The following is a 26,668-nucleotide window of genomic DNA, read 5'->3' as shown; positions in this document are numbered from 1 at the left end:
GAAGATTTATATAGTAAGCTATGTGTAGAAGCATTTGTAATTGTAACTATTGTTAAAGGTATAAATGTATTATGTAAAACAGGTGTTGAAGCAATTAAAGCAGCAGAAAAAAGATTACAAGAGATGAATTTAACTAGCGAAAATCTATGATAGTAAATTACAATATTCTTATTTTCAGAGTTATAAATAAAGTTATTAACTTGTTATATAATTTAAAAAAATTATAAAAGTGGCTACTTCCAAAGAAAAGTAGCCACTTGATTTTTATAAATATTTCTTTAGGTCTTCAAGAGATTCCATATCAAAGATTTCTGTTCCAATATGTTCTATTACATCTCCAGATAAGTTCCTAATTTTTTCTTTATATTCATCTGGTAATATTTTGAATTTCTTCATAAGTAGTTTAATTAATAGCTCAGCCTTGCCTTTTTCTAGACCTTCTTCTTTACCTTCATTATATATCATCTTACCAACTTCAGTCATACCAACAACCTCCTTAAATCTTTTCTTAGATAATTCATCACCAAACTTATCGAACAGAGCATATAGTAATGTTAAGCATTTATTTTTATCTGTATATGATTTTATTCCATTAGCAATTTCTATACTCTCTAAAGTAATTTCACTTTTAGATTTTATACTGCTCATAAGCGGTATAAAACTAAGCGTTATTATATCCTGTTCTGTTAATTCTATATTATTCTCAACTTTATATTTTATATTATTTAATTTGCTATCACCATCTAAGTTTTTCATATAAAAGGCTTCCACTTTATATTGTATGCTTCCACAATCTAGGTATGTAGGGGCTTCTTTTATATCAGATGAATATACTACTAGAGTTCTTATGTTTCTCTTACTTTTGTAATACAGAGAAGAATCGTAGTAAAGAAATCTAGATATATCTTCATTTTTCTTGGTGGTTTGAAATTCAAAGTGAAGATAATCTCCGCTTTCTGTGTAAAATAGATAGTCCATAGCGTTAGTTTTAATATCAATATTTTTAATCTCAGTTTCAGCTGGTCTACTAATATTAATATCTAAATTAAAAAACTCCGGTGCACCATCTTTAAATACTTCCATAGCTTTTTTAAAGACTGCATCCTCAATCTTATTATAATCCATGTTATTACTCCTTTAAAGTGTTTTTATCAATATTTTAAGGGCTTACATTTATATTTAAAGTATTAACACTTATCCAGAAAATATGCACATATGTTCGTTAAAATTTATAGAGCTTGTTTAAAGCTTCTCTGTAATGAGATGTATTTTATGTGACATACATTTTATTGAAATTATGGTATAATAAGTATATGAATAAGAATGTGAAGGAATAATTGTAAATTGTTACGTACTACCATATAAGGGGGTATAAATTTGAGGGATATATTAATATTATTTTTTTATCCATTATCAATAATGTTTTATTGTATAGCAATTTGGGGATATATAAGGCATATAAAGGTTTCCAAGAAACTTAAAAAGCAAAATGAAACAGAGATAGAAAGTAAGGAAACAGTTAGTAAAGAAACTTTAGATGAACTTAAGGTAGCAATTAGATTAATTTTAATTGGTTCTTTAACACCAATAGTACTTGGAATAATTAGAGTGTTAATTTTGAATGAATAATTAGAAAAGTTTTTATATTATTATATAGCTATAATTTAAGATTAAATAGTATGAGCCTATGGGGAGAAATCCTTAAAGGCTTCTTTTATTTTAGAGGAATTTATGGTATTTTATAGAATATGTTACCATAAAGCGATGGTTGTGCAAAAGCATATATGCAAATGCATTTAAGCAACGGAGCTAAAAGGAGGATTGAAGCATGCTAAAAGTGGAGGAACTTCTAAATTTCGATTTAGACCCGATACCTAGATATCTTTTAATGCGTGATGTGTTAAAACTAGATAGTAAAAATGAAGAATTAATAAGTGCTAAAAGCATGGTCATCCAATCAAAATGGGTTAAGAATATTATACAACTTCAGTGGAAAGATGGGTCATGGGGACAGTTTCATAGTATGAGTCAATCTTCTCAATCATCAATTACCACAGAACAAGCATTAAGAAGATTATTAATATTAGGACTGGATAAGAATGATGAAGTGATTCAGAGAGCGATTATTTATATGGAGAAATATTTAAATGGAGAATTGACTTTAAGAGACCGTGAGGAGAAAAAACATGACTGGGTTATGTTGACAAGATTGTTTGTAGCAACATGGATATTAATATTTGATTCAACTAATGATTTAGCTAGAGGAATAGCTAAAGATTGGTCAAGAATTATTACCCATGCATTTTTAGAAGATGAATATAACCATAATGCTTATAAAGAAGCATATTATGATATTCACAAATCACCTAAAGAAAAGCATCTGTGGGGATTTGAAAACTTTTATGTTGTGTCTATACTTAATGGAATGTTGTCTAGGCCTATTGAATCGAAATTTTTAGATTATATAATGGAATCACAAAATGGGATATATTATATTTATGATAGATGCTCCAAAATACCTCCAAGTAGCTTTTACTCAAAAATTGCAAGCAGATATATAAATGTACATGAATTATTAAGTAATTATTCAGGTGCTAAACCGAAGCTTCAATATTTTGTTGAGTGGATAAATGACAATATATCAGAAGATGGATTTTGGGATATGGGACAATTGGTTAAGGATAATATTCAATTTCCTTTATCTAATTCATGGAGAGACCATGTTAATAGAAAGATTGACTGTACGGTTAGGATACAAAAAGTATTATCAAGGCTAGATAAATAATAATTTGCGGAGGGGTTTTATGGCTAAAGTTAGAGCTATTGTCTTTGATTTATTTGACACATTGCTTCATGATATTAAATTTGATTTTAATTCGGGTTTATATTATCTACATAAAAATATTTTATCAAAAGACACTGTTAAAGCTGAATTTCTAGATTATGCAGCTACATATTGGAAAGAACTTTATGATAAAAGAAGCGTGGATAATTCAGAACTGGCATTTGAAGATGAACTTTTAGATTTTAAAAATAAATATAGGCATGTTAGATAAATTGTAGGATGACTGATAATGATATATAAGCAAGAGTAAATAATGCTTTAATGAGAATCTCAAAAAATATGGATTTACTAGATAAAAAGATAACTAATTATATTGTGTATGAGGGTGATTGTATGAACTATAAAATTGTGAAAATAGATGCACGGAATTATTCATTATTTGATGATATGATATATTGGAGAATGAACGGTAGTGAAAGATTACCATTGAAAGAAGCAATTCCACAAAGTATTATAAATGAATTGTCAAATCCTAATTTGTTTATATATGTGGTTGAAGTGGAAAGACGATATGTTGGTTGGATTTCGTTAATTTATATGCCTAAAGTTGGAAAATATAATGGTTTTGGACATGTTTATGTTGATGAATTATGGATTCATCCTTCATATCGCAGAAACGGGTTTGCCTATGAATTAATGAAAAAGGCAGAGGTATTAAGGCAAGAAAAGAATGCTACAGGCATTAGGCTATATGTAGATATTGATAACATTAGTGCAAAAAAATTATATGAACAATGTGATTTTAGTGTTTCATGTTCAGCATACTTAATGGAAAAGTAGTTGCAATTATAAATTGCCTTAAGTTGAAAGTTTCTTAAATTAGGTAATGAAAATAAATTAATAAATTTTGCATAGGGGGGTATTATTTTGAAAGTTATAAAATATAAAGAGGCAAAAGATTTTTTGGAAGAATCACAGAAATTTCTTGAAGAGAAGGAATCGGTAAATAACGTAATTTTAGGGACTTGCTTTAAGTTAGTCAGTAATCCAGGAAACATTGAAAAACAACCATACTTTGCTGTAGTAAGCGATGAAAATGGAATATTACTTACAGCAATGATAACTCCACCCTTTCCAATTGCACTATATAGCAATAAAATAGACACTACAGAAGCAATAGACAATATAATTCAAAACCTTATTGATGAGAAGTGGACTGTTTCTGGGGTTATAGCACCATTAGAACTTTCTCAATTATTTGCAAGGATTTGGACTCAAAATACGGGATGTAAATCAATAAAAGGGCTATATATGAGAGTTTATGAATTAGTGAAAGTCAATAAAATTAATAAAAGTAATGGGATATTTAGAATTGGAGAGAAAAGTGATTTGAAAACCATCTCAAGATGGATAATAGATTTGGAAAAGGATGAAGGTTCTAAAATAACTGAAGAAAAGGCTGTAGAAATTGCTCAAGACAAAATAAATAATAAGCAATTATATATCTGGGAAGATAAAAAGCCTGTTTCAATGGCATGCACTGCAAGGGAAACAAGAAATGGTATTGTTGTAAATATGGTATATACCCCGAAGGAATATAGGAGAAATGGATATGCATCTTCATGTGTTGCCACATTGAGCCAGTATTTACTTGATAAAGGTTATAAATTTTGTTCGCTCTTCACTGATTTATCTAATCCTACTTCAAATGAAATTTATATGCGAATAGGGTACAAAATGGTTAGTGATTTTCAAGGATATAGTTTTGAATAGATCACTAAAAGTCTACAAGTTTATCTTGTTTTTAATAGATACTTTTTATAAAAGAGGAGATGATTTGTTATGAAAATAAATATTTTTATGTATTCAAATATTAGGGGAGTGACCATATTTTAGCCCTCCCCAAAACGGAGGATAACATGATTAAACAAAAAGTTGATAATGTGACTTTTAATTTAAATGAATTTCGTAACCTTTCTTTTCTATCAAAATACGGAAAAGTATTTTGTGTTTTTGACCAAAATGATTCTGGTAATATAAGTTTTGGTGTAGTAAATGACAAGATAAAATATTTCGTGAAAATTGCGGGGATAAAGACAATAGAATCTTCCATACAACCTAAAGATGCTATCGAAAACCTAAAAAATGCAATGAGATTATATAATGAATTAAAACACCCACATTTGATAGAATTACTTGAACATTATGAATTAGATGATTTGTATATAGCAGTATTTAAGTGGTCAGACGGTGAGTGTCTATTCGACCATTGGAATTTTGAAAAATATTCAAAAAATCCACAGCTAAAGTCACCTAAATCAAAATTTAAACAACTTTCCATTGAAAAAAGGATAAAATCAGTGAATATCATTTTTGAGTTTTTATCCTTTGTAGAATCAAAAGAACATATTGCAATTGATTTTTATGATGGTAGTATCATATATGATTTTGCAAATGACATTACAACAATCTGTGATATTGATTTTTTCAGACCAACTCCAACATATAATGATATGGGAAAAGATTTCTTTGGCACAAAAAGATTTAAATCACCTGAAGAATATATTTATGGTGCTAAAATTGATACAGTCACAAATGTTTATACTTTAGGAGCATTAATATTTCATTTTTTCGGTAATTATACAGATGAGGATATTAACAAGATGTATAAGGATAATAGTTTTTATCCTTGCGAATTAGAAAATTGGCAATTGAATAAAGAGCTATATGATATTGTAATTAAATCCATAAATATTGATAGGTCTAAAAGATATAATTCAATGGTTGATTTTTATATTGAATGGAACAAGGCTTTAAGGACATTATAAACACAATCTTTTTATACTATGGAACAAATATATAATTAAATAGTTATTTGTAATACTGTTTATTTTAGAGCATCTCGATATGGAGGTGCTTTTTTATTTACATACATTTTATTGTAGTCATGTTATAATAAGTATATATAATCATTAGGATAAATAAATAATTGGTAAATGCCACTTATTAGTTTTCGTATATAAATAAGAATTTATGAAAGGGTTTAATTTTTATGATAAATGGAATTTTTAAAGATACCATGGCAAATATGAAGTGGACTGAGATACAAGATTTTGTTGATAAAAATGCAATTGTTTTATTGCCAATGGGGGTGATAGAGGAGCATGGTCCACAATTATGCTTAGGAACAGATATATATACTGCTCATATATACTGCCTAGCTATAAAAGAAAAACTTGAAAAAAAGGGACATGTAGTTGTTATTGCTCCACCTTTTTATTGGGGTGTTTGTCAATCAACAGGTGGCTTTATAGGGTCTTTCCATATACGAAAAGAGACGGCAAAAGCATTAGTTTCAGACATTTTATTATCACTGTCAGAGTTTGGTTTCAATAATGTTTTTGGGGTTAATGCACATGGAGACATTGACCATAACCTTGCCATTATAGAAGCTTTTAGGGAAGCCAATGAGCAATTTCATATCAATGCTTGTTACACTTTTGATGAATTGAGGTTTCCACACTTTGGACTTAAGTTAGACGAACCCTATTTATGTCCAATAAAACAACAAACAATTAATGTAACCAAGGCAGAAGTCCCTGATGTACATGGTGGAGATATTGAAACAGCTATGATATATGAGTTTTATCCAACTCTAGTGGATGTTGAAAAAGCGAAGTCTTTACCTCCAGTTACTTTAGATGATAGCTGCGGTGTAGCATGGTTGTTTGGTGGTCACATAAAAGAACTTTCAGCGGAAGGTTATTTAGGCTCTCCTGCTGATTTTGAAAATGTTGAAGTTGAAAAGAACGTTGAGGATTATGCTTATAGAATATCAGAAGCAATATTAAGACGAATAGTATAAGGATGATATTGCATTAAACTGCTTTGATAAAAATCAAAGCTATTTATTTAGTTAGTGGAACTTATTCCTCAGAATGCACATAAAAAGGAGGTATTGTTTTGAATCTAATATTTATAATTATTATTAGTTATTTGACATTATATTTAGTAATTTGGTTACATGAATTAGGGCATTCTTTTTTTTATTGGAAATATGGATGTAAAGAAAATTGGCTTAAAGTAAGCGTAAAGCCATATTTATTTTTTTCTACACCAGCACCAGTTGATGAAGAAAAAGCAGAACATTTAACTACTAAACAAAACCTAACAATTTTATATGGAGGAATTGTTGTAAATTTGTTTCTTGCTTTTATGATTATAATAGTAATTGAAATTACTTCTATAAGTAACAATTATATTGAATTGTTTCTATATCAATTTGTTACTTTACATTTATCAGAAGCGATAAGTTATCTTGTACTTGGAAACATTTATTTAGTAAGTGATATGAAAGGGATTGCAAATATTAAACCAATATTGCGTCCAATTAATTTTATCTTAGGAATACTTACTAGTGTGATATATTTTATATTTATTAAACAAATTCCACAATATATTTTACCTGTAATTCTTACTTTTAATTTAATTGCAATAATATGTATGGGTGTTGGAAGAATTGTATTTACCTATTACTATTCTAAAAAAATAACTTAATATCCATTAGACAGATGTAATATAGAGGTAAGATTGTCAGATTACCTTGATTGTTATGCAATAGAAAAAGATGTCTTCACCTATCAATATTAAGTAGAATATTATACTGCATTATTTAATTGGTAATATTCTTACAATATAAACAAGGGTTATTTATATTGTATTTATTCTAAAATAAATTTATATATTTTAAATTTTAAATAAATAATTGCAAAATAATTAGAAGCATAAAATTTATATTTTATTCGGGGGTTATAATATGCAATGCAAGATGTGTGAACTACAAAAGAATATTACAAATGATCCATATTTTGCTATAGAACTTGAAACTGGATATGTTATCTTAGGATGGTATCAGAGGTTCAATTGGCATTTATACCCGAGGGTGAAGGGAGATACTCCTATGGTAAGTTCAGTTTATCAACTGCCCAATAGCGTATTGTTTGATGAATCTACAAGACCAAGCGATGAAGTAAGAAAAGATTATATAAATAAAATTAAGAATGAAATTGAAAGATTGCTTGCAGTATAAGCATTATCTTCAGAGAACTTTTGCCCTATGACTGGCGTAGGTAAAAACATTTACCTCATATTATCTTTATAATTTCAGATAAGTAACGAGATTATAATTTTGAAAAATATATTATAATTTATCAATAAAAAGAAACTAGGAGGGTTGTCATGACGCAGAAGAAATATTGGAATACTGTCGCAGAAAAAAAAGATTTTACAACACCTTTTCACTTTGAAGAGTTTGCTAGATTTGTTAATAAGGAAGGGATTATTCTAGACGTAGGTTGTGGTTATGGAAGAACATTAGAACAGTTAAATCTAGAAGGGTACGGCAATTTAATAGGAATTGACTTCTCAGAGAAAATGATCCAACGAGGAAAGGAAAAATATCCTTATTTGGATTTGAGGGTAATGCAAGGAAATAAGATTGAATTAGATAGTGAAAGCTGTGATGCGGTTATTTTATTTGCAGTGCTAACGTGTATTGTTAACGATAAAGAACAGGCAGCCTTACTAAAAGAAATAGAGCGTGTTTTGAAACCTAATGGAATTCTGTATATTAATGATTTCTTACTAAACACAGATGAACGCAATATAGAACGTTATAAGTTATATCAAGATAAATATCAAAAATATGGTGTGTTTGAATTACCTGAAGGTGCTGTAGTTAGGCATCACGATATAAAATGGGTTGAGGAATGTGTGCAGCTATTTGATAAATTGATTTTAAATCAGGTAATATATACAACTATGAACGGAAATAAATCAAACGGTTATTATTACTTAGGTAGAAAAAGAGGATAATCATAAAGGACTCACCCTGGATATATTTTGGGTTAGATATTAGTATATTCACCTTAAGGTGGGGGAAATCCTTTTTGATATAGCTTGTAAATCCTTGAAACCTAACGGGTTTGAGGTTATGCAAGCGACTAAGTATAAATTAAAAAAGGAGGAGTTTTATGATTTGTCCATATTGTAATAAAGATTTGAGAAAAGGATATATTTCTAATTATCGTTGCAATTTAATATGGACCCCAGCAGAAAAAGTAAATTTACCAATTCGTTTTATTATTAGAGATGAGGAAGTTGTATTATCAAAATATACTGAAGCCACTGCATACTATTGTGAGGAGTGTAAGAAGTGTATAATTGATATTGATAATTAGAGCATTAGATGTAGGACACAATGTTTTTATAATATTATATAATTATAATTTAAGATTAAATAATATGAGCCTATGAGGAGAAATCCTTCAAGGCTTTTTTATTTACATACAATTTATTGTAATCATGTTATAATAAGTATATATAATCATTAGGGTAAATGAATAATTGTATATTATTATTAATACTACATAAAATATCACCGAGAGGTGACTATTATATGAAAAAATTTATTGTAATATTATTAATTTTAGTAACTAGTATATTTGGTACATCTATTACAACTTATGCATCTTCACGAAATATGTATAAAGAGGGTTTTTATAAAGTATCGGATTTTAATCATTCAAAAGATGGTTCTTATCATGTTCAAAATATATCAGCATATAGTATTTCTGTTACTGTTTTTAATGAAAATAACATTAAAACACAAGTCTTATATCTAGAACCTAAATCACCAAGACATTATTTAGTTTCTCTTAAATCTGAATATAAAATCGTAATAGTTGGTGACGGTGAAGTACATATTGATGCAGGTATAAAATAATGAGTACAACTAGTTATTATAAACTAGTTGTACTCATTATTAAATTGCTTTGTTGTTTCAGAGTCTTTTGTTTAAACAATATATAAAAACTAATGACATTAGTAATGTATAAATAAATTTTGAGGAGTGTCAGGATTATTTAGAAATAAAATTATTTAACGGTTTTGATAAAAATCAAAGCTATTTGTTTGGAGCATCTCTATATAGAGGTGCTTTTTACATATACATACATTTTATTGTAGTCATGCTATAATAAGTATTATATTTATGATTTAAAGTGAAAAATTTTAGGGAGGTATTTTATGTATCAATATTATAAAGGATTAATTATTAGAGAAGGTGCAGATGGGCTTAAAGGGGATACCATTAAAAAAATGTACAATGAAGTTGGTTGGGTGTCTGCAAGTCAACCGTTATGGCTAGATGAAAAGTATGAAATCTGCTTTAAAAATTCATCATGGGTTTTCACTGTATGGGATAAGGAAGATATGATAGCTATGGTAAGGGTGGTATCAGATAAAGTCATGACAGCAACAATCCAAGACCTGGCTGTGAAAGAAGAGTATAGAGGAAAAGGCATAGGTAAAAAACTTGTGGACTTGTGTTTAGAAAAGTTACCCCATGGAAATTGGTGGGTGCATACTACTCCAGAAAATTATGATTTCTATAAGAAGTGTAGATTTGAGATTCCTCAAATATCTGATAGTTCATCAATGATATATATGGGATATATTAAGGCTAAATTAGAAGGACATAGATGAGGATGTGGAAGATAGTATTAAGAAATAAGGGGAATACTAGAAGCAATGGTATAATTAAAGGTACTATAGTGATCTTGATTCTTAGTCTTGTAGTTACTATTGTAATGACTAGAAGAGTTATGATGACAAATGAAAAAATATATATTACAACGCTTCAGCATAATTTAGTGCATATTAATGACTCAAAAATATACTTGGAGCAAATAATAAATGATTATGAAAATCTAGTAAATTACGAACTAGAACTTAATAGCATAGCAGAACAATTTACTAGCATAGAAGAAATATTACCAATAATCAATAATAATGATAAATCAAAAATTATATTTAGTCATAATGAAAATGATGAATATTTCAATTCATTTGTAGAGGTTTTTAGGAAATACGCTCAAATAGTAAGGGATTGGAGTGTTAATATAGATGCTGAAGAAGTTCATGGTTATCCTAGTATGGATGATTTGAAAGGATTGCTCAATGACTTAAATCAGTACTATGATTTATTCTGTTTAGAAGAAAGGGAAAATGAATACTATGTTGGAGATATTCATTTAAAAGATTTTAATTATTCTTACGTAAGTAAAGCTATAACTAAAGTAATTAATAATTCATATTTTGAAGAAATTAAGAAATTATATTAGCAAATAAAGATTATAACAATAAAAGGACACCCTATTGTGTCCCTTTATCAATAAATATTTGACCATTACCAACTATAACAATTCTATATTCAGGCTTAAGAGGAATTAAATTATACTTAGCTGACTTAGGTTGAAGACGAATAGATTGTAATATAAGTTGATTTTCATCATAAAGAGTAAGAAAAACACTATCGTTTGATGAAACATTTTGAACTAAATAAGATTCATTTGGTGATATATTGAAATCAGTTGCTTTATAAACACCTTCTGTAAATATATTTTCAGCAAATACACGTGTAGAAGCAAAAGTACTTAATCCCAATGTAATTAAAATTAGCAATATAGCAGTAAACTTTTTCATAGCACAGCCTCCTTTCGTCTCTAGTTTGTGTAATGGAGCTAATAATATGCAGATTTGTGATTTAGGAGAATAAATCAACTAATGTAAATAAATTATAATTTATTTAAATTATGTTATAATAAGTATTATAATTATGATTGTAAATGAATAATTGTGTTATAGTGCATAACATTGTAGATTTTAAATATTGGAGGATGGAACAATATGATTGAAGCAAAATTTTATTATAAAAATGAAAATGCACCAAAACCTAATAAGCCAAACCATATAGGTGCCTGTGCAATTATTAAGTCTAATAATAAAATATTATTAGAAAAAAGAGTAGATAGTAACCGTTGGGCGCTAATAGGCGGAGGTTTGAATATTGATGAAAGTTTAGAAGAAGGAATAATTAGAGAAATTAATGAAGAAACAGGAATTATAATATCAAAAGAATCTTTGGGTTTTTGGAAAATGTTTTCAGACCCATCAAGAATCGTTGTATATCCAGATGGAAATATTGTTAGAATAATATCTGCTGCTTATATAGTAAATTTAATAGAGAATCATGAATTGATATGCAGTGACGAATCGGAAGAATTAAAGTATTTTACTTACCAAGAGTTAGAAAAATTAAATATTGCTGAAACACATAGACATATAATTAAAGAGTATTTTTCATCAATGATAAGTTAATTGTTGCTTTTTAAAAGTGATCATATTTCAAATCACCTAACAAAAATTATAATATATTCCAAAAATGGTTTTCACATTAGTTACTATGTGATATAGTGTTTTTATGGTCTATTTATAATATTATAGACAATATTGTATATATTTGTACTTTATCAAAGATAAAATCTTATTGAAAAAGATTTTTAAGTACTAAAGAATGTAGGTGGAAAGTATGAAAAAAAGAGAAGTTAAAATCAATGTATTTAGTAAAAAAGTAGTAATTAGTTTTATACTTATAGTTATGGTTCTAACATTTGTGTCTTGTACTAGTTCAGATAAAACTGAAGAAACGAATCTTAAAAGATCCCAAGATACAGAGTTTGCATCAGATAGTGGAGTTAGAATAGAAAAATTAAGTGAAGTTCAACAGAAGAATTTGCATACTTTAGCAAAGGTCTGGGGATTTGCTAAGTATCGTCATCCAGACATTACAGCAGGGAATATTAATTGGGATGCAGAATTATTTAGAGTTATGCCAAAGGTGCTTGAGGCAACTACCAAGGAAGAAGCTGGAGATATCATGGCTACATGGTTAAGTCAGTTTCCATTTCAGGTTAATACACTTAGTAAAGAACAGGAAGATCTATATCGTCAAGTAAAAGAGAAAGCATACTTAGATGTAGAATATTCATGGATAAAGAATAGACAAGTCCTTGGGAATAACCTTGTTGACTATCTTGAAAATTTATCAAAGATAAAAGTAACTGATAATGTCAATGGATATGCTGTTTTTGAAGAAGGGGATATTGTTAATGTATCTTCAGATTCTTTTATGGACAATTCTATTAACTATGAAGACACAGGAATGAGATTGCTCGGGTTATTTCGTTATTGGAATATTATAGAATATTTCTATCCATATAAAAATCTCATGGATGAAGATTGGGATCAAGTACTTTATGACAAGATTCCTGAGTTAGCACTTCAAGGTGATAAGGAATCATATGTATTATCCATTGCAAATCTTACTACATATATTCATGATTCTCATGGCTTTTTTGATGATAACTTTAAGGTGCTACCACAACACTTTGGAGCATACAAAGCAAAAGCAACTATATTTAATATAGATGGTCAGATTGTCATTGCTGGCAGGGAAGATAAGTCCCCTTTAAAGTTAGGAGATATTGTGGTATCTATTGATGGAACTTCTATAGAAAAGATAATAGAGGAGTGCAACAAATATATATCAGTATCAGATAAAAATCGTTTTACAAATGCTTTTGACTATTACCTTTTGCGTTCTACAAAAGAAATAGCTGAAATAGAGGTAATAAGAAATGGTGAAAAGTTAAGCTTGAATGTTCCATGCTATTATAATAGGAATTATGATGTAAAAAGACTGGGCCAAGATGAGAAAAGTGGCTTCATGGGAGACAAAAAAATAGGTTATATTAATATAGCTACACTTAAAAGTGGAGATTTAGATAAATTAATGAAAAAATTTAAAGGGACAGAAGGGTTGATTATTGATGCGCGATACGATAATGCAAAAATCAGTGAATATATAAAATTTATTAATTATCCTATAGGGGAATATATAAAACCTGAAGTTTCTGAATATCAACAATTTTATTCAAGTAATAGTTTTGAACCAGGGAAATTTATCAAATCAACCAGTAATAGTTCAGGAAGAGGATTCATAGCGGAACAATTGGACAAAGGTATAGATTCAACTACATTTAGCAAAATATTTGATAACGGCATTATTAGAACCTCATTAGGAAAAGTAAAAGATAGGTATATGTATAATGGGAAGGTAATAATACTGATGAATGAATGTACGCAAAGCTACTTGGAGACAATGGTTATGTCTTTTATGGATGCCCCGAATGCAACGGTAATAGGAACTCCTTCTGCAGGAGCTAATGGCGATATTATGGAAATTACACTTCCAGGGTGTATACAGACATCTATATCAGGGCTAGCAGTAACATATATGGATGGAAGTCAGACACAAAGAATAGGTCTTAAACCTGACATAACTGTAAAACAAACTGTGAAAGGAATTGCAGAGGGTAAGGATGAGGTTATAGAAAAAGCAATAGAGTTAATCACGAAACCAGAGGGTAAATAGCAATAGTGTAAAATAAGTAAGAACACGTGAAATAATATTATGATAAATTTTATTTTTGTGGCTCAAAAGTTGCTAAGTATATATAATTATGATTGTAAATCAGAAATTGTAAAATGTTGTGAAGTAATTAAATATTACACCTTGTGGTGGATGTGGTGAATTTATTTATAAAAGTATCATATTGTAATGTAAATGGAAAATTTTCTAGAGGTGTACAAAATGAATTTGAGATTGGCAGATTTTACAGAAATATATGCAAAAGAAGTTTGTAGTTGGAAATATGATGATATATATTCTATATATAATTATCCAGGATGGGATAAAGTATCTAATGAAAAATGGGGTATTACAATAGAAGAAAAGAGAAAGAGTGAATTTAATGCTGTGATTGATGATTGCAATTGCTTATGTGGATACATAAGATTACTGGATAAAAATCAGTGTGTTTTTATTGGAATTGGATTAAAACCATCCCTATGTGGACAAGGATTAGGAAAGGTCTTAATGGAAATAGTAAAACGACAATGCAAGAAGATATATCCAGATAAAAAGATTGCTTTAGAAGTTCGGTCTTTCAATGAAAGAGCGATTAAATGCTATAAAAGTGCAGGATTTAATGTAGTAGATACTTATAGGAAAGATACGCCCCTTGGTTATGGAGAATTTGTTAGAATGGAATTTTATGAGCACTCTTCTTAATAGAATTCCTAATAAAGACTATTGTAGTTTATAGAATTTTATTTTACAATCAGCCTTAGGAAAGTACACTATTGAGGCATAAAGTGACTAGATATTTAAATTTTAATTTATATTAGTGATAAAAAACAAATGGAAGATTGCTCTTCCATTTGTTTTCATATTTTATTTTACATATGGTCTTTCATATCTGGATATTGTCCATAAATATATATTTACTTCAATTAAACTTCTTATTACAATATGGACATTGATATACCGAATCAATATCACTATCTTTGTCAAATTTCATTGGTAACCTGTAATTACAATAAGGACATTTCCAAAACAAAATAGATAATAAAATAAATATTAGAAATAAGCTTATACCAATAATTGGAAATAAAGCAGAAGTAGAAAAACCTCCTATAAAGCATAGAGGAACAGATAAAAATAAGCACGCCAAAGAAATTTTACGAATTTTTAGTAATTTTTCTATCTTATTCATGGTACACCTCCAAATATATATTAAAGTTAATTAATCCTATCTATTATTTTTCTGTGTTTCCATAAATTTCTCATGTTCTTTCTTTTGAGTTGAATTTCCGTTTTTTGCATCAAAGTTAATTGGAAGGTATTTTTCATCAATTATCTTTTTATAGTTTATATCAGTAAAATAATCACAAAAATTAATTCCTACATAAATTAATCTATTATTTTCTTTGTCAGCCAAAGCATAAATATACCCACTATCGTTTGCACAAACTGCACTTACTGGATAATTAAATCCAGTTGAACCATATATAAGATAATCTTTATCCGAATTTAACTTTGATAATCTCTCTGTTTCTTTGATAAAATCTTCATCACTGCATGTATAAACAAGGTATAATACAATGTTTGGGTCAAATGGATTATAGTAGTAATAACAAAAATCTTCAACCTTTGCTGAATCAGGAGTACTTTCAGGAAATATATCAATGTTATTCGTACCATTACGTCCCAACCATCTAACATAATTTTGTCTATACTTGCCATTACCTCCAAAATACTCATTATAATCTCCTATGTTAGTAGTTTTATCTCTTTCTATCCACATTGCACAAAAAGTAAGGGGCAACGCAATAATTATTACAATAAAAAAACTTAATATGATCTTTGTTTTCTTTTTCATCTACTTACTCTCCTCGTAATTAATATCATAACTCAAATCAGAAAAAAATTACTAAAAAAACCTTTTATGGATTAATCATACTATATATAGTTTACTACAAAATAATGAAAATTAAAATACTTTTATGAAATCAATTTTAAATTTACGAGAGAGGATATATTAACTTTAACTTTTTTGCCATTAATGAAGACTAAAATGAATAAGGGGAATATAACCATTGAAAGTATTGAGTTAGCAGAAAAAATGCCAGAAGGAAATGAAAAGCTGAAATACTTATAAAATATAAGAAATCATATTTAGAGCATCTCTATATAGAGATACTTATTTACATACATTTTATTGTAATCGTGCTATAATAAGTATTATATTTATGGTTGTAAATGAAGAATTTTAGGAAATGGTGAAGAAAACTAATCTTCATATAACATGAATAAGTTTAAGGTGGTTAAATAAATGCTTGGATTAGCAAGAGGAACCGTTAAGGTTGTTCCATATAGTTTTAATTGGAAAGAGATTTATAAGGAAGAAGAAAAACTATTGTATCATTTGTTAGGCGAAACTGCTATAGATATACAACATGTAGGAAGTACATCTATAGAAGGACTTGATTCAAAACCAATTATAGATATTGCTGTGGGAGTTAAATCATTGGATGATGTAGATAAGCATAGAAACTTATTAGAAGCAAATGGATATCAATTTAGAGATAATGCAGGGATTGAAGGTCGTGTAATGTTTGCTAAAGGAAGGGAAGATTTAAGAACTCATTATTTGCATATAGAAATAATTAACGGAGAACTGTGGAAAAATCATATCTATTTTCGTGATTATCTTAGGCTAAATAAGGAAGCCGTTGAGGAATATTCAAGGCTAAAGAAGAATTTAGCTTCAAAGTATACTAATGATAGAGGTTCATATTCAAATGCAAAGAATGAATTTATTAATTCTGTATTAAAAAAGGTAAAAGAAGAAGTGGATTGACACGCTCTTTAGTAAGGAATACATAATAGGATTCATGTTTGTAGCAGAAAATAAATATAGTTATATTAAATTGTGAAGCATTATGAATTTTAAAAAGCTTCATTGAGGGGGAGTATTATGAATATTTTATTAGATGGATTAGATTTTAATGAATCATGGGCATATAAAACATTAAAGAATATAATTAAACCTGAGTACAAAATTTGTGTGATTCCTTTTGCTTTTCATGAGGATTGGATAAAAAATGAGGCTGAGTGGGAAAAATCTTATAATAAAATAAGTGGTGAGCATTACAAAAATATAGCCGCTCCATTTTACACTTATGGAATAGAGGATAATAATATAACATTGATTAATTACTTTACAGACAATTCAGAAAGTGCTAAAGCAAAAATTAATTCAGCGGATATAGTTTTTTTTACAGGTGGGTTCCCAGATAAAATAATGAGCAGACTATCGGAGTTAGGATTGATTAATACCGTAGAAAATCATAGTGGAATAATAATGGGATGGAGTGCTGGTGCTATGATGCAATGCTCACAGTATTATATTTCTCCAGATAAAGATTATCCAGAGTTTATTTATGAAAAAGGACTAAGATGTATAGACAATTTTGCAGTTGAAGTACACTATAAAAATACTGATTCACAAAATAAAAGTATTGAAAAATATATAAGAGAAAATGGAAAGATGGTATATACTACACAACAACAAAGTGCAATAATTGTTGACGGTGAAAACATATCATTGTTAGGAAATGCAAAAGTTTATCAAATATAACTTTAATATTAAATTTTCAATAAGAAGGAACTGTAGTATAGAGGAAAGATTGCCAGATTACTTGAGGATTATGCAATAAAAGCAAAAAGGTCTGCACCTATAAATGAAATATAAAAGAGGTATTAGAATGTTGTATGAAATTAGATTAGCAGAGGAAGATGATATAAGGATAATAGTTGAGTTACTAAATAAAGTAACGTTAAACTTACATCAAAAAAGTATTAATCAATGGACATATCCTTGGGATATTGAAGAAATAAATATAGACATAAAAAATAAAAACATCTATGTGATAACAATAGACAAGCTAATAGTTGGAACATTTTCTATAAAAGACATGGGTGTTAATGCTGTACTTCACATCAACAAGCCCAATAATTTATATCTTTACAGAATAGCAATATTACCAGGGTATCAAGGAAAAGATATAGGACTTAAAATTGTTAATTATGCCTTTAAGATTTCAAGAAATTTAAGAAAAACACTATATTTAGACTGTTGGGCTGGAAATGTAAAATTAAAAAACTATTATTCTAAAGCGGGATTTGATTATTGCGGAGATTTTCAAGAAAAAGATTATATGATTAGTGTTTTTAAATATACATTTCCATTAAACAATTTACAATAAGTGTATTGAGCAATTCTATTTTAGTATTCTGGAGCGATAATATTATAATAATTATAAGTAAGGTTTGACTTGATGTATTGCAACATATTTTGTAAATACCGTATTATCTTTCCTTGTAATTTTCATTACAAGTTGGAGGGTGATTTTAATTTAATGGGTATAAACGCTTCCATTTGTGCCCATCCTTGTGCTTTTATAATCTCTGGTGGTGTAATAATATGTCCCATACCATAATGATTTTGACGGATATCCAGTTCGAAAATATCAGAATTCTTAATATATTCCAAGGCTTGATTATATAACTTACCACGTGTTTCTTCATCTCCATCTTTGAAGAAATAAGTTACATAGTACCCGCCTTCAAAATCAACAACTTCGTTACTGCCATCATCCATATCATCACTCAATGCCCACCACCATACTAGGCCTTGTTTTTCTTCATCAAAACATAAAAAATCTCTGGGCAAAAAACTATCTCGTTCAGATAGATTAATTGCAGAAAAATACTTATTGAACTTTCCTAAAATACCGTCAGGGGAAAAGTTAAATTCTTTATCTATCCCAGATGATGCTGCTTTGAATGGTGGCAATGATATTATCCTAAAATCCATAAAAATACCTCCTGTTATTTTTTATCCATTAATTTAAACAAGCTTACTTTGACCATATTATAACATATTTCCCAACAACGTACTATTAAATTTTCAAAGAAGAAATTTAAATAAGGATGCAGGGTTGTACTATTACACTACACTTTTGTTGTAGATCACAACAGTTATAATTGAAACAACAATAAGCATAGTATTTGCCACAACAGTTCCTAACCAAGTCATAGTCATGGTGCCAAAGATGGGGGATGCTGCATTAAACATGGTATGGAATAATACGCACATAAACACACAGCCTTTTCCTGATATTTTGTAGATTGCTCCGTTAAAAAAACGAAATGCCATGAGTTGAACTGCAAACATCCAAAAGTTAATGAGTCCCTCTCCATGATTAGTCCCGGGAATAAAAAAGAGAGGAATATGCCAAAAAAACCAAATGATTCCTGTGAAAATAGAAGATAAAACAAAGCCATACTCTTTGTCAAGCTCAGGCTGCAATATGTACATCCAGCCAGCTTCTTCCAAGCCACCGATAATAAGCCCCCCAGGTAGAGAAAGGAAGAATGTATAAAATGGAAGCACCATTTCCGTACGGCCTGAAACTGCAATATGTATCAAAAAATACAGTGCAAGTCCTACAACAACGAACAAATAGAGGGAAATTTTATTTTTAAAATAAAAAACAGTTTTCAACCATTCCTTAAAACCTGCTATTTTGTTATTCTTCTTCAGAACGACATATGAAGCAATAGCGGGTGACAAAATATAGATTGCAAAAGGAATGTTCATACCGAATTCCTGTAACGAGTGAACCCAATTGTAAACCGAGTATCCGAACTGTCCAAGAATAATCAAAGCACCTGACACAACATAGGCTATGCAAAATGTCAGCATGGTAAATTGTACTATAATTTTTTTATCTGTCATGATTTCTTCACCTCACATTTTGAAGTATTCATTAAATTTTAATGGATGGACGATTTTACGTTTCACCTAATGTTTGCTTTCTACCAATTCAAAATTAAGCTCTCAGAAAATATAACTAATCTCCATTACAAATTCTTATTTTCCAGTAGTTTAATAGCCAACTAACTCACATAATACTATTATATTCTAAATTGACCATTATTTATATATTTGTTTTATACCGTACTAATATCAATTCTGAACTGTAAGCATAATCCGAAGTAAAGTTAGTTCACCATTCTTATATGATGTAACAAATATTACATAAGTGATTGGATTAGAAGGGGAACCTTTAAGGTTGTTCCATATGGTTTTAATTTGAGAGAGATTTATAAGGAAGAAGAAAATAAAGATCTTAGAGGGTAATCTAAAATTAAATACGCAGATATTTACAAACGGTTACAAGATAATGAAAATTATGGTATAATATAATAAGTTATAATTGCATCAAAAAATGAGTTATGAGAGGATATTTTATGAAAAATCAACTTAAATACTTTTTATCAGGGATTATAATAATATTATTTAGTTCACCTATAGGTTATTTTATGATTAATACAATCTACGCTAATAAAAATCTATCTGGTGAATATACTACTTTATTAAATGGTTTTATACATTCAATAATCACAATTGGTGTTTTAGTATTTTCTGTGGGAGTAATAAATATTTTTATTGGGGAAAAAAGTAAATAGACCATTTGTTTATAATTTTCAAATAAAGTCCAGCAATAATTGCTGGACTTTGCTAATATCACATACTATAGAAATATAGTTTATAATAATTATTTTTTTCACATTTTTTCAAAACTTACTCTTGATAATAATACAATTACGACTTAATTAGAATGTTCCTATATTACGGTTATTTACACAACATAGGATCACTAGAATAGATTTAAATAAAAATGTAATGCTAGATATTTATATAGAAAAAGGATTGGTGGGAAAATATATGTATTTACCAAATAAGCTAGAAAAAATACTTGAAGGTATGCACTTTGAAGCAGATAAAGAAGGTATGTCGAAAGCAAAAGTAATTAAGTGCTTTGATATGGATAAATCTTATTATTTAAAGATAGAAAAAGTTAATGATGAAGTGATCAGAGAATATGAGATGTACCAGTGGTTGTATGGAAAACTATCAGTACCAAAAGTGATTTATCGTGTGATAGAAAATGACATTTCTTATATGCTGATAGAGAATGCAAAAGGTCAGATGCTAGAAGATGAAGCATATAGAAAAACTCCAGAAAGATTAGTTCATTTAGCAGCCATTGGTATAAAGAAATTGCAGAGTGTTGATATCACAGAATGTAATTTTAACAGTAGAATAGAGGAAAAATTAGAAAAAGCAAAATGCAGGATTGATCATAATTTGATAGGAAGAGTGGATAGAAATAAATATACGGAAGGCCTTGAAACATCTAGGGATGTATTTAATTATCTCCTAAGGAATAAGCCGGTAGAACAATTAGTGTTTACACATGGAGACTATTGTTTTAATAACTACTTTACAGATGATAAAGATATTACATCCTTTATAGATATGGGACGAGCAGGAGTTGGCGATCTATATCAAGATATTGCATTATGTGTTCGTGAATTAATGGATTTTGATTCAAGATATACAGATATGTTGTTTGAAGAATTAGAAATAAAACCTGATTATGCAAAAATAAAATACTATATTTTATTAGATGAGCTATTCTAATTATGTATAAATTGCGGAGTAGAAATTACAAAGCTGGGTTATCTATGTTATATGAAATTAGATTAGCAGAGGAAAATGAAAAAGTGGGGGATAAGAATGGAAGATATAAATATAGAAAAACAAATACAACATCTATTAAAAGGAAAATCTATAGAACTTGTACCTGTAACTGAAGAACATATGGAGTTTATATGTAATGAAGAAAGTGATGAAGAATTATGGTGTTATGAGGAACATGTTGAGACTGACAAAGATCGTATTCGAAACAAGTTTATTAAGCGAATTGAAGAAAATGATTTTTTTGATTTTATAGTTAAACGCAGTTCAGATGGGGTACAGATGGGAGTAGTTTATATATGGGAATGTATTACTTCACGAAAGAGCTGGGAAATTGGATATGTTATCTTGCCTGAGTTTCAAGGTAATGGTTATTGTTTAGAAAGTGTACAGCTTTTGCTTTCCTTTGCATTTAATGAATTGAAAGCTCATAAGGTATTAGGTATGTGCCATTGCGAAAATAAAAAATCTGCATCAATAATGGAAAAAGTAGGTATGTCAAAGCAGGGTGTATTTAGGGAAGAATATCTATGTGGAGGTAAGTGGGTCGACCAATTCTATTTTAGTATGCTGGATCGAGAATATGCGAAATAAAGATTATTAAAAAAGACATAGATAAATAGGAATTTGTCGCTTAGATTATATTAAATATGAATTAACTAAAAAGGCGGTGCAGGGAATTGAAGTGTAGATCCAAAAACGTGATTTGCTACTTGATAGCAATTGGCAGTTTATTTATTCTAAATGGGTGTGGTAATCCAGATAAACTAAAGAATGGCGAAATAACAGATAGACCTAGAGATGCTGCAGAAGCTACTAATAATATTAATTCAAATAAAAGCGAGAGTGAGAGATGGGCTATTAATGATATAGGTAGTATTGATCTTACATCTATGGACTTAACACATGAGAATCTAACTGATAAAACTAACTTATTTAAGTATTTTCAGTTTGATACGAAAACTACCTGGCCTTCCAAATTACCTGATGGACTTGATCCAAATAAGTTGTTAGAGTTAGGAAAAGACCCGGGATTGAACATAAGGGAATTGCATAAAAAGGGTATTACAGGTAAAGGAGTTGGAATTGCAATAATAGATCAGGCATTACTAGTGGACCATGACGAATATAAAGAACAGCTAGCTATATATCACTCATATAGTAAGAATAAACATCAAATGGCATCGATGCATGGACCAGGGGTGGCTTCATTAGCAGTTGGAAAAAACATAGGTGTTGCACCAGAAGCAAAACTATATTACATTTCAGATGATTATGCTATGTGGGGAAAGAATGCTAATCCAGCAGACAACTTACATGGTTATGAATATTTAGCAAAAGATATTGATAGAATCGTTGAGTTAAATAAATCACTTGATACTAACGAGAAAATTAGAGTTGTTTCAATTTCATTAGGATATGTAGGTGATTCTGATGAAATTGAACAGTTTAAACTTTCAGTGCAAAGAGCGAAAGATCAAGGAATAGAGATTTTGTTTTTAGGTGATGATAATCCTATGAATCAATATATTGGTATGGGAAGAACTTTGTATGGAAACCCAAATGTTGTAGAGGATTTAAGACCAGCATATATGACTTATAAATTATATAATGGTAGATTTGATACAGGAAGATTATTAGTTCCAATGGATCAACGAACAGTAGCATCAAGTATTGGAACCTCAGATTACCTTTACACACCTATCGGAGGAGGTAGTTGGATTGTTCCTTATGTAGCTGGATTATACGCATTAGCATGTCAAGTAGATTCTCAAATTACATTTAAAGAGTTTACATCAATTGCAAGAGAAACTGGCAAGATTACAAGTGTTACTGATGAAAATGGAACCCATGAATTTGGTACTATAATAGATCCAATAGCACTAATAAATAAATTACAAAGTAGACAGTAATATGTTATAATTACTAAAAATCTTTAGATATTATAAAATTCCAATTTATCGTTAAGTTAATTTTCATTTTTAATGTTGATACAAATGGTGAAACTCTTGAAAAAGTCTTAGAGTATTTAAATGTGGCATAGTAATTTGTTTTTTTGTTGAACTGTAAAATTATTTAAGTGAAAGTTCACTATTATAGTTACTATTACAATATTAAGGTAATAGTAATAATTCACTGTGGAAAAGTAATGGTTAAAATTTGAAATTCAGTCATATCAATGGATAGAGGGTATCCTAAACACTTTAGACAATATTAGTTAAACATATAAAACAACAACTATCTGTTGTTGTTTTTTTATATGACTCAAATTAAGGAATAATAGATCTTAACCTTCTACGTATTTAAGATAGGGTATAAATTTATTTTCTAATTCAACTAAAACTATATTATCTTGCTCAATTACTTGATAAATAAGAGTCCCTTTTTTTAATTGAGTTGCATTCCAATTTTTAAAGTTGCTCTTTACATTAGTTTTAGTTATTTTTCCTAGTAAATCACCTTTTTTTAATTCAATCTTTTCTATCCAATCTATATTTTCGGCATTAATAAAAACTATAGAATTCATTATAAAAAAATCTGCATTGGAATCTTCTTTTAGTATAGAATATGGCAATTGATTTTTTGACGAAGTATATGAGCAACCAAGAAGAAGAGATAATGATAAAAATGTTATAACTATTATTTTTAATAGCTTCATATAAATTCCTCCAGTTTATATTTCTGATGCATGGAGTGGTAATCAACATCAAATTTATAATAAAATTGTTGCTGACACCTGGAATGGTGAGTATAGTGCAGTATGGTTAAATTCTAATGGTACTGCAAGAGCATTTAGAATTTTTTTAAATGATATTGTATAAAAAAACAAGTCAATGAATTATATTCAGAGTGTAATTGCTCTATACATACATTTTATTGTAATTGTGCTACAATAAGTATATACAACTATGTTTGCAAATGAAAAAATGTCTATAGTAGCAGAGGCTGTTTCTAATATATTTAAGCCTGATAAGATGAACTATGAACTACTTGGAAATGGATGTCCTCATATTCATTGGCATCTATATCCAAGAGTAAAAGGGGATACTCCTATAGTTAGTTCGGTATATCAATTGTCAAATGAGGAATTGTTTGATGAATCTACAAGACCGAATGAGGAGCAGAGAGAAGAATTGAAAGAAAAGATTAAAAATGAAATTGTGCGTCTACTTTCAAAATATGCGTTAAGCAAAGTAATTGTAGAAAATTGCGAAGTAGAAAAATCATATTAGATGCAGGAGGTCTTTAAATGAGCAAACCACACGGTATAATTGTGTTCGGGGCAAACGGGAGCGGCAAGTCTACGATTGCACGTGAACTGGCGAACATTTTGAACTTTAAGCATATGGACATAGAAGATTATCACTTTGAAAAATCAGAAATTCCATACACCATAGAACGCTCACATGAAGACTGTTTGAAGTTAATGCTTGCTGACATAAACAAATATCACTCGTTTGTCATCTCAGCGGTCACTGGAGACTTTGGTGACACGATTTCGCAGTTGTACGAACTCGCTGTATTTATCTCAGCCCCGATTGAACTGCGTATTAAACGCATAGAGCAACGTGAATATGAGAAACACGGAGAGCGTATCCGCAAAGGTGGCGATATGTATGAGCAGCACTTGAAATTTGTTGATTTTGCAGCCTCTCGTTCTCTATCAAGAATAGAGCAATGGGGAGAAACTCTTGTGTGTCCAGTAATTCGTATTGACGGCACAGAAAATTGGCACACGAATGTAGCGAAAATAGCGGAACAATATTTGCTTAACGAATAAGTATAAACTAACATTGGATTACTTCGCAGTCTTCTTTTATTCCGCATTGCTTATAAGTCATGTGAGATATAAAATGAAAAAAATATATCCTTGACTAGTTTTAAATATAAATAGGTATATACTTACCTATTTATATAGGTAAAAATGGATATAGAGAACTATTTAAATATAAAAATATGAACCTATTTAACTATGGATATATTTAACTATTAAACTAGTTGTTGTATTCATGCGGGTTTCAAGGGTTATCTATTTTTGAAAGCAACATGAAATTGTTTATCAATAAGTTAGTAGGTTGAATTTTCAAATGAATAATTGTAGGATATGACGAAATAAATCAGAGGAGGATTATAATGAAAGTTTCTGTAAATGAACTATTAAACATTGAAGAATTAGATGCAAGAGCCATATTTGAAGGGGTTAAGTATCCTTGGGAAGCTCTTACAGAAATTAAGGATTTCATTTTTGAATATGCAAAAAATCTGCCTAATGATTTTGAAAGAATAAAGGAATTTGTATGGGTTGGCAAAGGCACTACTATAGAAAAAAGTGTTCTTATAAACGGTCCAGCGATTATCGGTTACAATTGCGAAATCAGGCATTCTGCTTACATTAGAGACAATGTTATCATTGGTAATGATGTTGTAATTGGAAACTCAACTGAAATTAAAAATTCAATCCTCTTTAATAAAGTGCAAGTTCCCCATTACAATTATGTTGGTGATTCAATATTAGGGTATAAAGCCCATTTGGGGGCAGGTGCAATAACCTCCAATTTAAAGTCTGATGGAACATTAGTAAAAGTAAAATATGGTACAGATATTGTTGAAACTGGTTTAAGGAAATTTGGTGCAATTCTAGGCGATTCAGCTGAAGTAGGATGTAACTCAGTTTTAAACCCAGGGACAATAATAGGAAAAGATAGTATTGTTTATCCATTAAGTTCTGTAAGAGGTTATATTCCAGAGAATAGTATTTTGAAAAGTAGTGGTGAAATTGTAGAGAGAAAATAAAGTCAAGGAACCAGGATATCCTATTAATTCAGAAGTGAATTTTACTGTGTTTTAATTCGTATTTTGTAGAATATATTATAATAGTATTAGAGTAGATTATTAAATTTTAAGGAGCTAAATCATATGAGTTTTCATTTATTCAACAACAATAAATTACGTAAGTAATTAATAA

General features: G+C 29.1%; 34 protein-coding genes. 27 read left to right on the top strand and 7 right to left on the bottom strand.

The window, feature by feature from the left end; all coding sequences use genetic code 11:
* Positions 1-264: 264 nt before the first annotated feature.
* Positions 265-1,125, bottom strand: a complete 861-nt coding sequence (locus ACTNBA_RS10465) for a DUF4351 domain-containing protein (RefSeq protein WP_441073940.1) — start codon at positions 1,123-1,125, stop codon at positions 265-267.
* A gap of 252 nt (positions 1,126-1,377) precedes the next feature.
* Between ACTNBA_RS10465 and ACTNBA_RS10460 the strand changes: the two genes are divergently transcribed.
* The 14 genes from ACTNBA_RS10460 (at position 1,378) to ACTNBA_RS10395 (ending at position 10,968) form a co-directional block, all read left to right on the top strand.
* A complete protein-coding gene (locus tag ACTNBA_RS10460; protein ID WP_441073939.1) occupies positions 1,378-1,629 on the top strand; it encodes a hypothetical protein in 252 nt (83 codons plus the stop codon).
* Between the two features lie 199 nt (positions 1,630-1,828).
* Positions 1,829-2,785 (top strand): hypothetical protein, encoded by a 957-nt coding sequence (locus ACTNBA_RS10455; protein WP_441073938.1) that lies wholly within the window; start codon positions 1,829-1,831, stop codon positions 2,783-2,785.
* Between the two features lie 19 nt (positions 2,786-2,804).
* Positions 2,805-3,056 (top strand): hypothetical protein, encoded by a 252-nt coding sequence (locus ACTNBA_RS10450; RefSeq protein WP_441073936.1) that lies wholly within the window; start codon positions 2,805-2,807, stop codon positions 3,054-3,056.
* Positions 3,057-3,178: 122 nt separating this feature from the next.
* A complete protein-coding gene (locus ACTNBA_RS10445) occupies positions 3,179-3,625 on the top strand; it encodes a GNAT family N-acetyltransferase (protein WP_441073935.1) in 447 nt (148 codons plus the stop codon).
* Between the two features lie 87 nt (positions 3,626-3,712).
* Entirely contained in the window at positions 3,713-4,558 is an 846-nt protein-coding gene (locus ACTNBA_RS10440; protein WP_441073933.1) for a GNAT family N-acetyltransferase, read from the top strand.
* Positions 4,559-4,704: 146 nt separating this feature from the next.
* The gene (locus tag ACTNBA_RS10435; protein WP_441073931.1) at positions 4,705-5,613 is read left to right on the top strand and encodes a protein kinase domain-containing protein; all 909 of its coding nucleotides are present in this window, start codon (positions 4,705-4,707) and stop codon (positions 5,611-5,613) included.
* A gap of 224 nt (positions 5,614-5,837) precedes the next feature.
* On the top strand, positions 5,838-6,650 hold the full coding sequence (locus ACTNBA_RS10430; protein WP_441073930.1) for a creatininase family protein: 813 nt from the start codon (positions 5,838-5,840) through the stop codon (positions 6,648-6,650).
* A gap of 98 nt (positions 6,651-6,748) precedes the next feature.
* Positions 6,749-7,342 (top strand): hypothetical protein, encoded by a 594-nt coding sequence (locus ACTNBA_RS10425; RefSeq protein WP_441073928.1) that lies wholly within the window; start codon positions 6,749-6,751, stop codon positions 7,340-7,342.
* 259 nt (positions 7,343-7,601) lie between these two features.
* Positions 7,602-7,874, top strand: a complete 273-nt coding sequence (locus ACTNBA_RS10420) for a hypothetical protein (RefSeq protein ID WP_441073927.1) — start codon at positions 7,602-7,604, stop codon at positions 7,872-7,874.
* 149 nt (positions 7,875-8,023) lie between these two features.
* Entirely contained in the window at positions 8,024-8,659 is a 636-nt protein-coding gene (locus ACTNBA_RS10415) for a class I SAM-dependent methyltransferase (protein ID WP_441073925.1), read from the top strand.
* Between the two features lie 158 nt (positions 8,660-8,817).
* Positions 8,818-9,024 (top strand): PF20097 family protein, encoded by a 207-nt coding sequence (locus ACTNBA_RS10410; RefSeq protein WP_346886508.1) that lies wholly within the window; start codon positions 8,818-8,820, stop codon positions 9,022-9,024.
* A 218-nt stretch (positions 9,025-9,242) separates the two neighbouring features.
* Positions 9,243-9,569 (top strand): hypothetical protein, encoded by a 327-nt coding sequence (locus tag ACTNBA_RS10405; RefSeq protein WP_441073923.1) that lies wholly within the window; start codon positions 9,243-9,245, stop codon positions 9,567-9,569.
* 302 nt (positions 9,570-9,871) lie between these two features.
* Complete coding sequence (locus tag ACTNBA_RS10400; protein ID WP_441073922.1) at positions 9,872-10,330, top strand: GNAT family N-acetyltransferase; 459 nt, start codon at positions 9,872-9,874, stop codon at positions 10,328-10,330.
* On the top strand, positions 10,327-10,968 hold the full coding sequence (locus tag ACTNBA_RS10395; protein WP_441073921.1) for a hypothetical protein: 642 nt from the start codon (positions 10,327-10,329) through the stop codon (positions 10,966-10,968). Before ACTNBA_RS10400 ends, ACTNBA_RS10395 begins: the two co-directional genes overlap by 4 nt.
* Positions 10,969-10,999: 31 nt before the next feature.
* On the opposite strand, the gene ACTNBA_RS10390 is transcribed toward ACTNBA_RS10395, so the two are convergent.
* Positions 11,000-11,329, bottom strand: a complete 330-nt coding sequence (locus ACTNBA_RS10390) for a hypothetical protein (RefSeq protein WP_346886513.1) — start codon at positions 11,327-11,329, stop codon at positions 11,000-11,002.
* 204 nt (positions 11,330-11,533) lie between these two features.
* Here ACTNBA_RS10390 and ACTNBA_RS10385 point away from each other — a divergent pair, with 204 nt between their 5' ends.
* From ACTNBA_RS10385 to ACTNBA_RS10375, 3 genes are all read left to right on the top strand, one after another.
* Positions 11,534-12,004 carry an NUDIX domain-containing protein gene (locus ACTNBA_RS10385; RefSeq protein WP_441073919.1) on the top strand — a complete coding sequence of 157 codons (471 nt, stop codon included), beginning with the start codon at positions 11,534-11,536 and terminating at the stop codon, positions 12,002-12,004.
* Between the two features lie 211 nt (positions 12,005-12,215).
* Complete coding sequence (locus ACTNBA_RS10380; RefSeq protein ID WP_441073918.1) at positions 12,216-14,120, top strand: S41 family peptidase; 1,905 nt, start codon at positions 12,216-12,218, stop codon at positions 14,118-14,120.
* Between the two features lie 219 nt (positions 14,121-14,339).
* Positions 14,340-14,819 carry a GNAT family N-acetyltransferase gene (locus tag ACTNBA_RS10375; protein WP_441073916.1) on the top strand — a complete coding sequence of 160 codons (480 nt, stop codon included), beginning with the start codon at positions 14,340-14,342 and terminating at the stop codon, positions 14,817-14,819.
* A gap of 217 nt (positions 14,820-15,036) precedes the next feature.
* Here ACTNBA_RS10375 and ACTNBA_RS10370 read toward each other — a convergent pair whose 3' ends face one another.
* Together ACTNBA_RS10370 and ACTNBA_RS10365 are read right to left on the bottom strand one after the other, a co-directional pair.
* Positions 15,037-15,303: a hypothetical protein gene (locus ACTNBA_RS10370; protein WP_441073915.1), complete on the bottom strand. Its 267-nt coding sequence runs from the start codon at positions 15,301-15,303 to the stop codon at positions 15,037-15,039.
* 36 nt (positions 15,304-15,339) lie between these two features.
* Positions 15,340-15,969 (bottom strand): hypothetical protein, encoded by a 630-nt coding sequence (locus tag ACTNBA_RS10365; protein WP_441073913.1) that lies wholly within the window; start codon positions 15,967-15,969, stop codon positions 15,340-15,342.
* Between the two features lie 453 nt (positions 15,970-16,422).
* On the opposite strand from ACTNBA_RS10365, the gene ACTNBA_RS10360 reads away from it, so the two are divergent.
* The 3 genes from ACTNBA_RS10360 (at position 16,423) to ACTNBA_RS10350 (ending at position 18,358) form a co-directional block, all read left to right on the top strand.
* Positions 16,423-16,950 carry a GrpB family protein gene (locus tag ACTNBA_RS10360; RefSeq protein ID WP_441073912.1) on the top strand — a complete coding sequence of 176 codons (528 nt, stop codon included), beginning with the start codon at positions 16,423-16,425 and terminating at the stop codon, positions 16,948-16,950.
* Between the two features lie 117 nt (positions 16,951-17,067).
* The gene (locus tag ACTNBA_RS10355) at positions 17,068-17,730 is read left to right on the top strand and encodes a Type 1 glutamine amidotransferase-like domain-containing protein (protein ID WP_441073910.1); all 663 of its coding nucleotides are present in this window, start codon (positions 17,068-17,070) and stop codon (positions 17,728-17,730) included.
* A gap of 127 nt (positions 17,731-17,857) precedes the next feature.
* Positions 17,858-18,358, top strand: a complete 501-nt coding sequence (locus ACTNBA_RS10350) for a GNAT family N-acetyltransferase (protein WP_150844295.1) — start codon at positions 17,858-17,860, stop codon at positions 18,356-18,358.
* Positions 18,359-18,483: 125 nt separating this feature from the next.
* On the opposite strand, the gene ACTNBA_RS10345 is transcribed toward ACTNBA_RS10350, so the two are convergent.
* Both ACTNBA_RS10345 and ACTNBA_RS10340 read right to left on the bottom strand, forming a co-directional pair.
* The gene (locus ACTNBA_RS10345; RefSeq protein WP_441073908.1) at positions 18,484-18,969 is read right to left on the bottom strand and encodes a hypothetical protein; all 486 of its coding nucleotides are present in this window, start codon (positions 18,967-18,969) and stop codon (positions 18,484-18,486) included.
* Between the two features lie 132 nt (positions 18,970-19,101).
* Complete coding sequence (locus tag ACTNBA_RS10340) at positions 19,102-19,893, bottom strand: CPBP family intramembrane glutamic endopeptidase (RefSeq protein ID WP_441073906.1); 792 nt, start codon at positions 19,891-19,893, stop codon at positions 19,102-19,104.
* A gap of 515 nt (positions 19,894-20,408) precedes the next feature.
* On the opposite strand from ACTNBA_RS10340, the gene ACTNBA_RS10335 reads away from it, so the two are divergent.
* From ACTNBA_RS10335 to ACTNBA_RS10320, 4 genes are all read left to right on the top strand, one after another.
* Positions 20,409-20,627, top strand: coding sequence for a hypothetical protein (locus tag ACTNBA_RS10335; RefSeq protein WP_035131562.1), 219 nt, complete (start codon positions 20,409-20,411; stop codon positions 20,625-20,627).
* 259 nt (positions 20,628-20,886) lie between these two features.
* Positions 20,887-21,645: an APH(3') family aminoglycoside O-phosphotransferase gene (locus ACTNBA_RS10330; RefSeq protein ID WP_441073904.1), complete on the top strand. Its 759-nt coding sequence runs from the start codon at positions 20,887-20,889 to the stop codon at positions 21,643-21,645.
* Between the two features lie 96 nt (positions 21,646-21,741).
* Entirely contained in the window at positions 21,742-22,296 is a 555-nt protein-coding gene (locus ACTNBA_RS10325) for a GNAT family N-acetyltransferase (RefSeq protein WP_441073903.1), read from the top strand.
* Positions 22,297-22,382: 86 nt separating this feature from the next.
* Positions 22,383-23,615 (top strand): S8 family serine peptidase, encoded by a 1,233-nt coding sequence (locus tag ACTNBA_RS10320; protein WP_441073902.1) that lies wholly within the window; start codon positions 22,383-22,385, stop codon positions 23,613-23,615.
* A gap of 374 nt (positions 23,616-23,989) precedes the next feature.
* Here ACTNBA_RS10320 and ACTNBA_RS10315 read toward each other — a convergent pair whose 3' ends face one another.
* On the bottom strand, positions 23,990-24,361 hold the full coding sequence (locus tag ACTNBA_RS10315) for a hypothetical protein (RefSeq protein WP_441073901.1): 372 nt from the start codon (positions 24,359-24,361) through the stop codon (positions 23,990-23,992).
* Between the two features lie 250 nt (positions 24,362-24,611).
* Between ACTNBA_RS10315 and ACTNBA_RS10310 the strand changes: the two genes are divergently transcribed.
* From ACTNBA_RS10310 to ACTNBA_RS10300, 3 genes are all read left to right on the top strand, one after another.
* Positions 24,612-24,935, top strand: a complete 324-nt coding sequence (locus tag ACTNBA_RS10310; RefSeq protein WP_441073899.1) for an HIT family protein — start codon at positions 24,612-24,614, stop codon at positions 24,933-24,935.
* Positions 24,936-24,952: 17 nt separating this feature from the next.
* Positions 24,953-25,483 (top strand): AAA family ATPase, encoded by a 531-nt coding sequence (locus ACTNBA_RS10305; protein ID WP_150844287.1) that lies wholly within the window; start codon positions 24,953-24,955, stop codon positions 25,481-25,483.
* Between the two features lie 353 nt (positions 25,484-25,836).
* Positions 25,837-26,496: an acyltransferase gene (locus ACTNBA_RS10300; RefSeq protein ID WP_441073898.1), complete on the top strand. Its 660-nt coding sequence runs from the start codon at positions 25,837-25,839 to the stop codon at positions 26,494-26,496.
* Positions 26,497-26,668 lie beyond the last annotated feature (172 nt).

It is taken from the genome of Clostridium sulfidigenes (genome assembly GCF_052067195.1).
Classification (GTDB): Bacteria; Bacillota; Clostridia; order Clostridiales; family Clostridiaceae; genus Clostridium_J; species Clostridium_J sulfidigenes.
The sequence above is the reverse complement of the archived record's forward strand: the minus strand, read 5'-3'. Positions and strand labels throughout refer to the sequence as shown.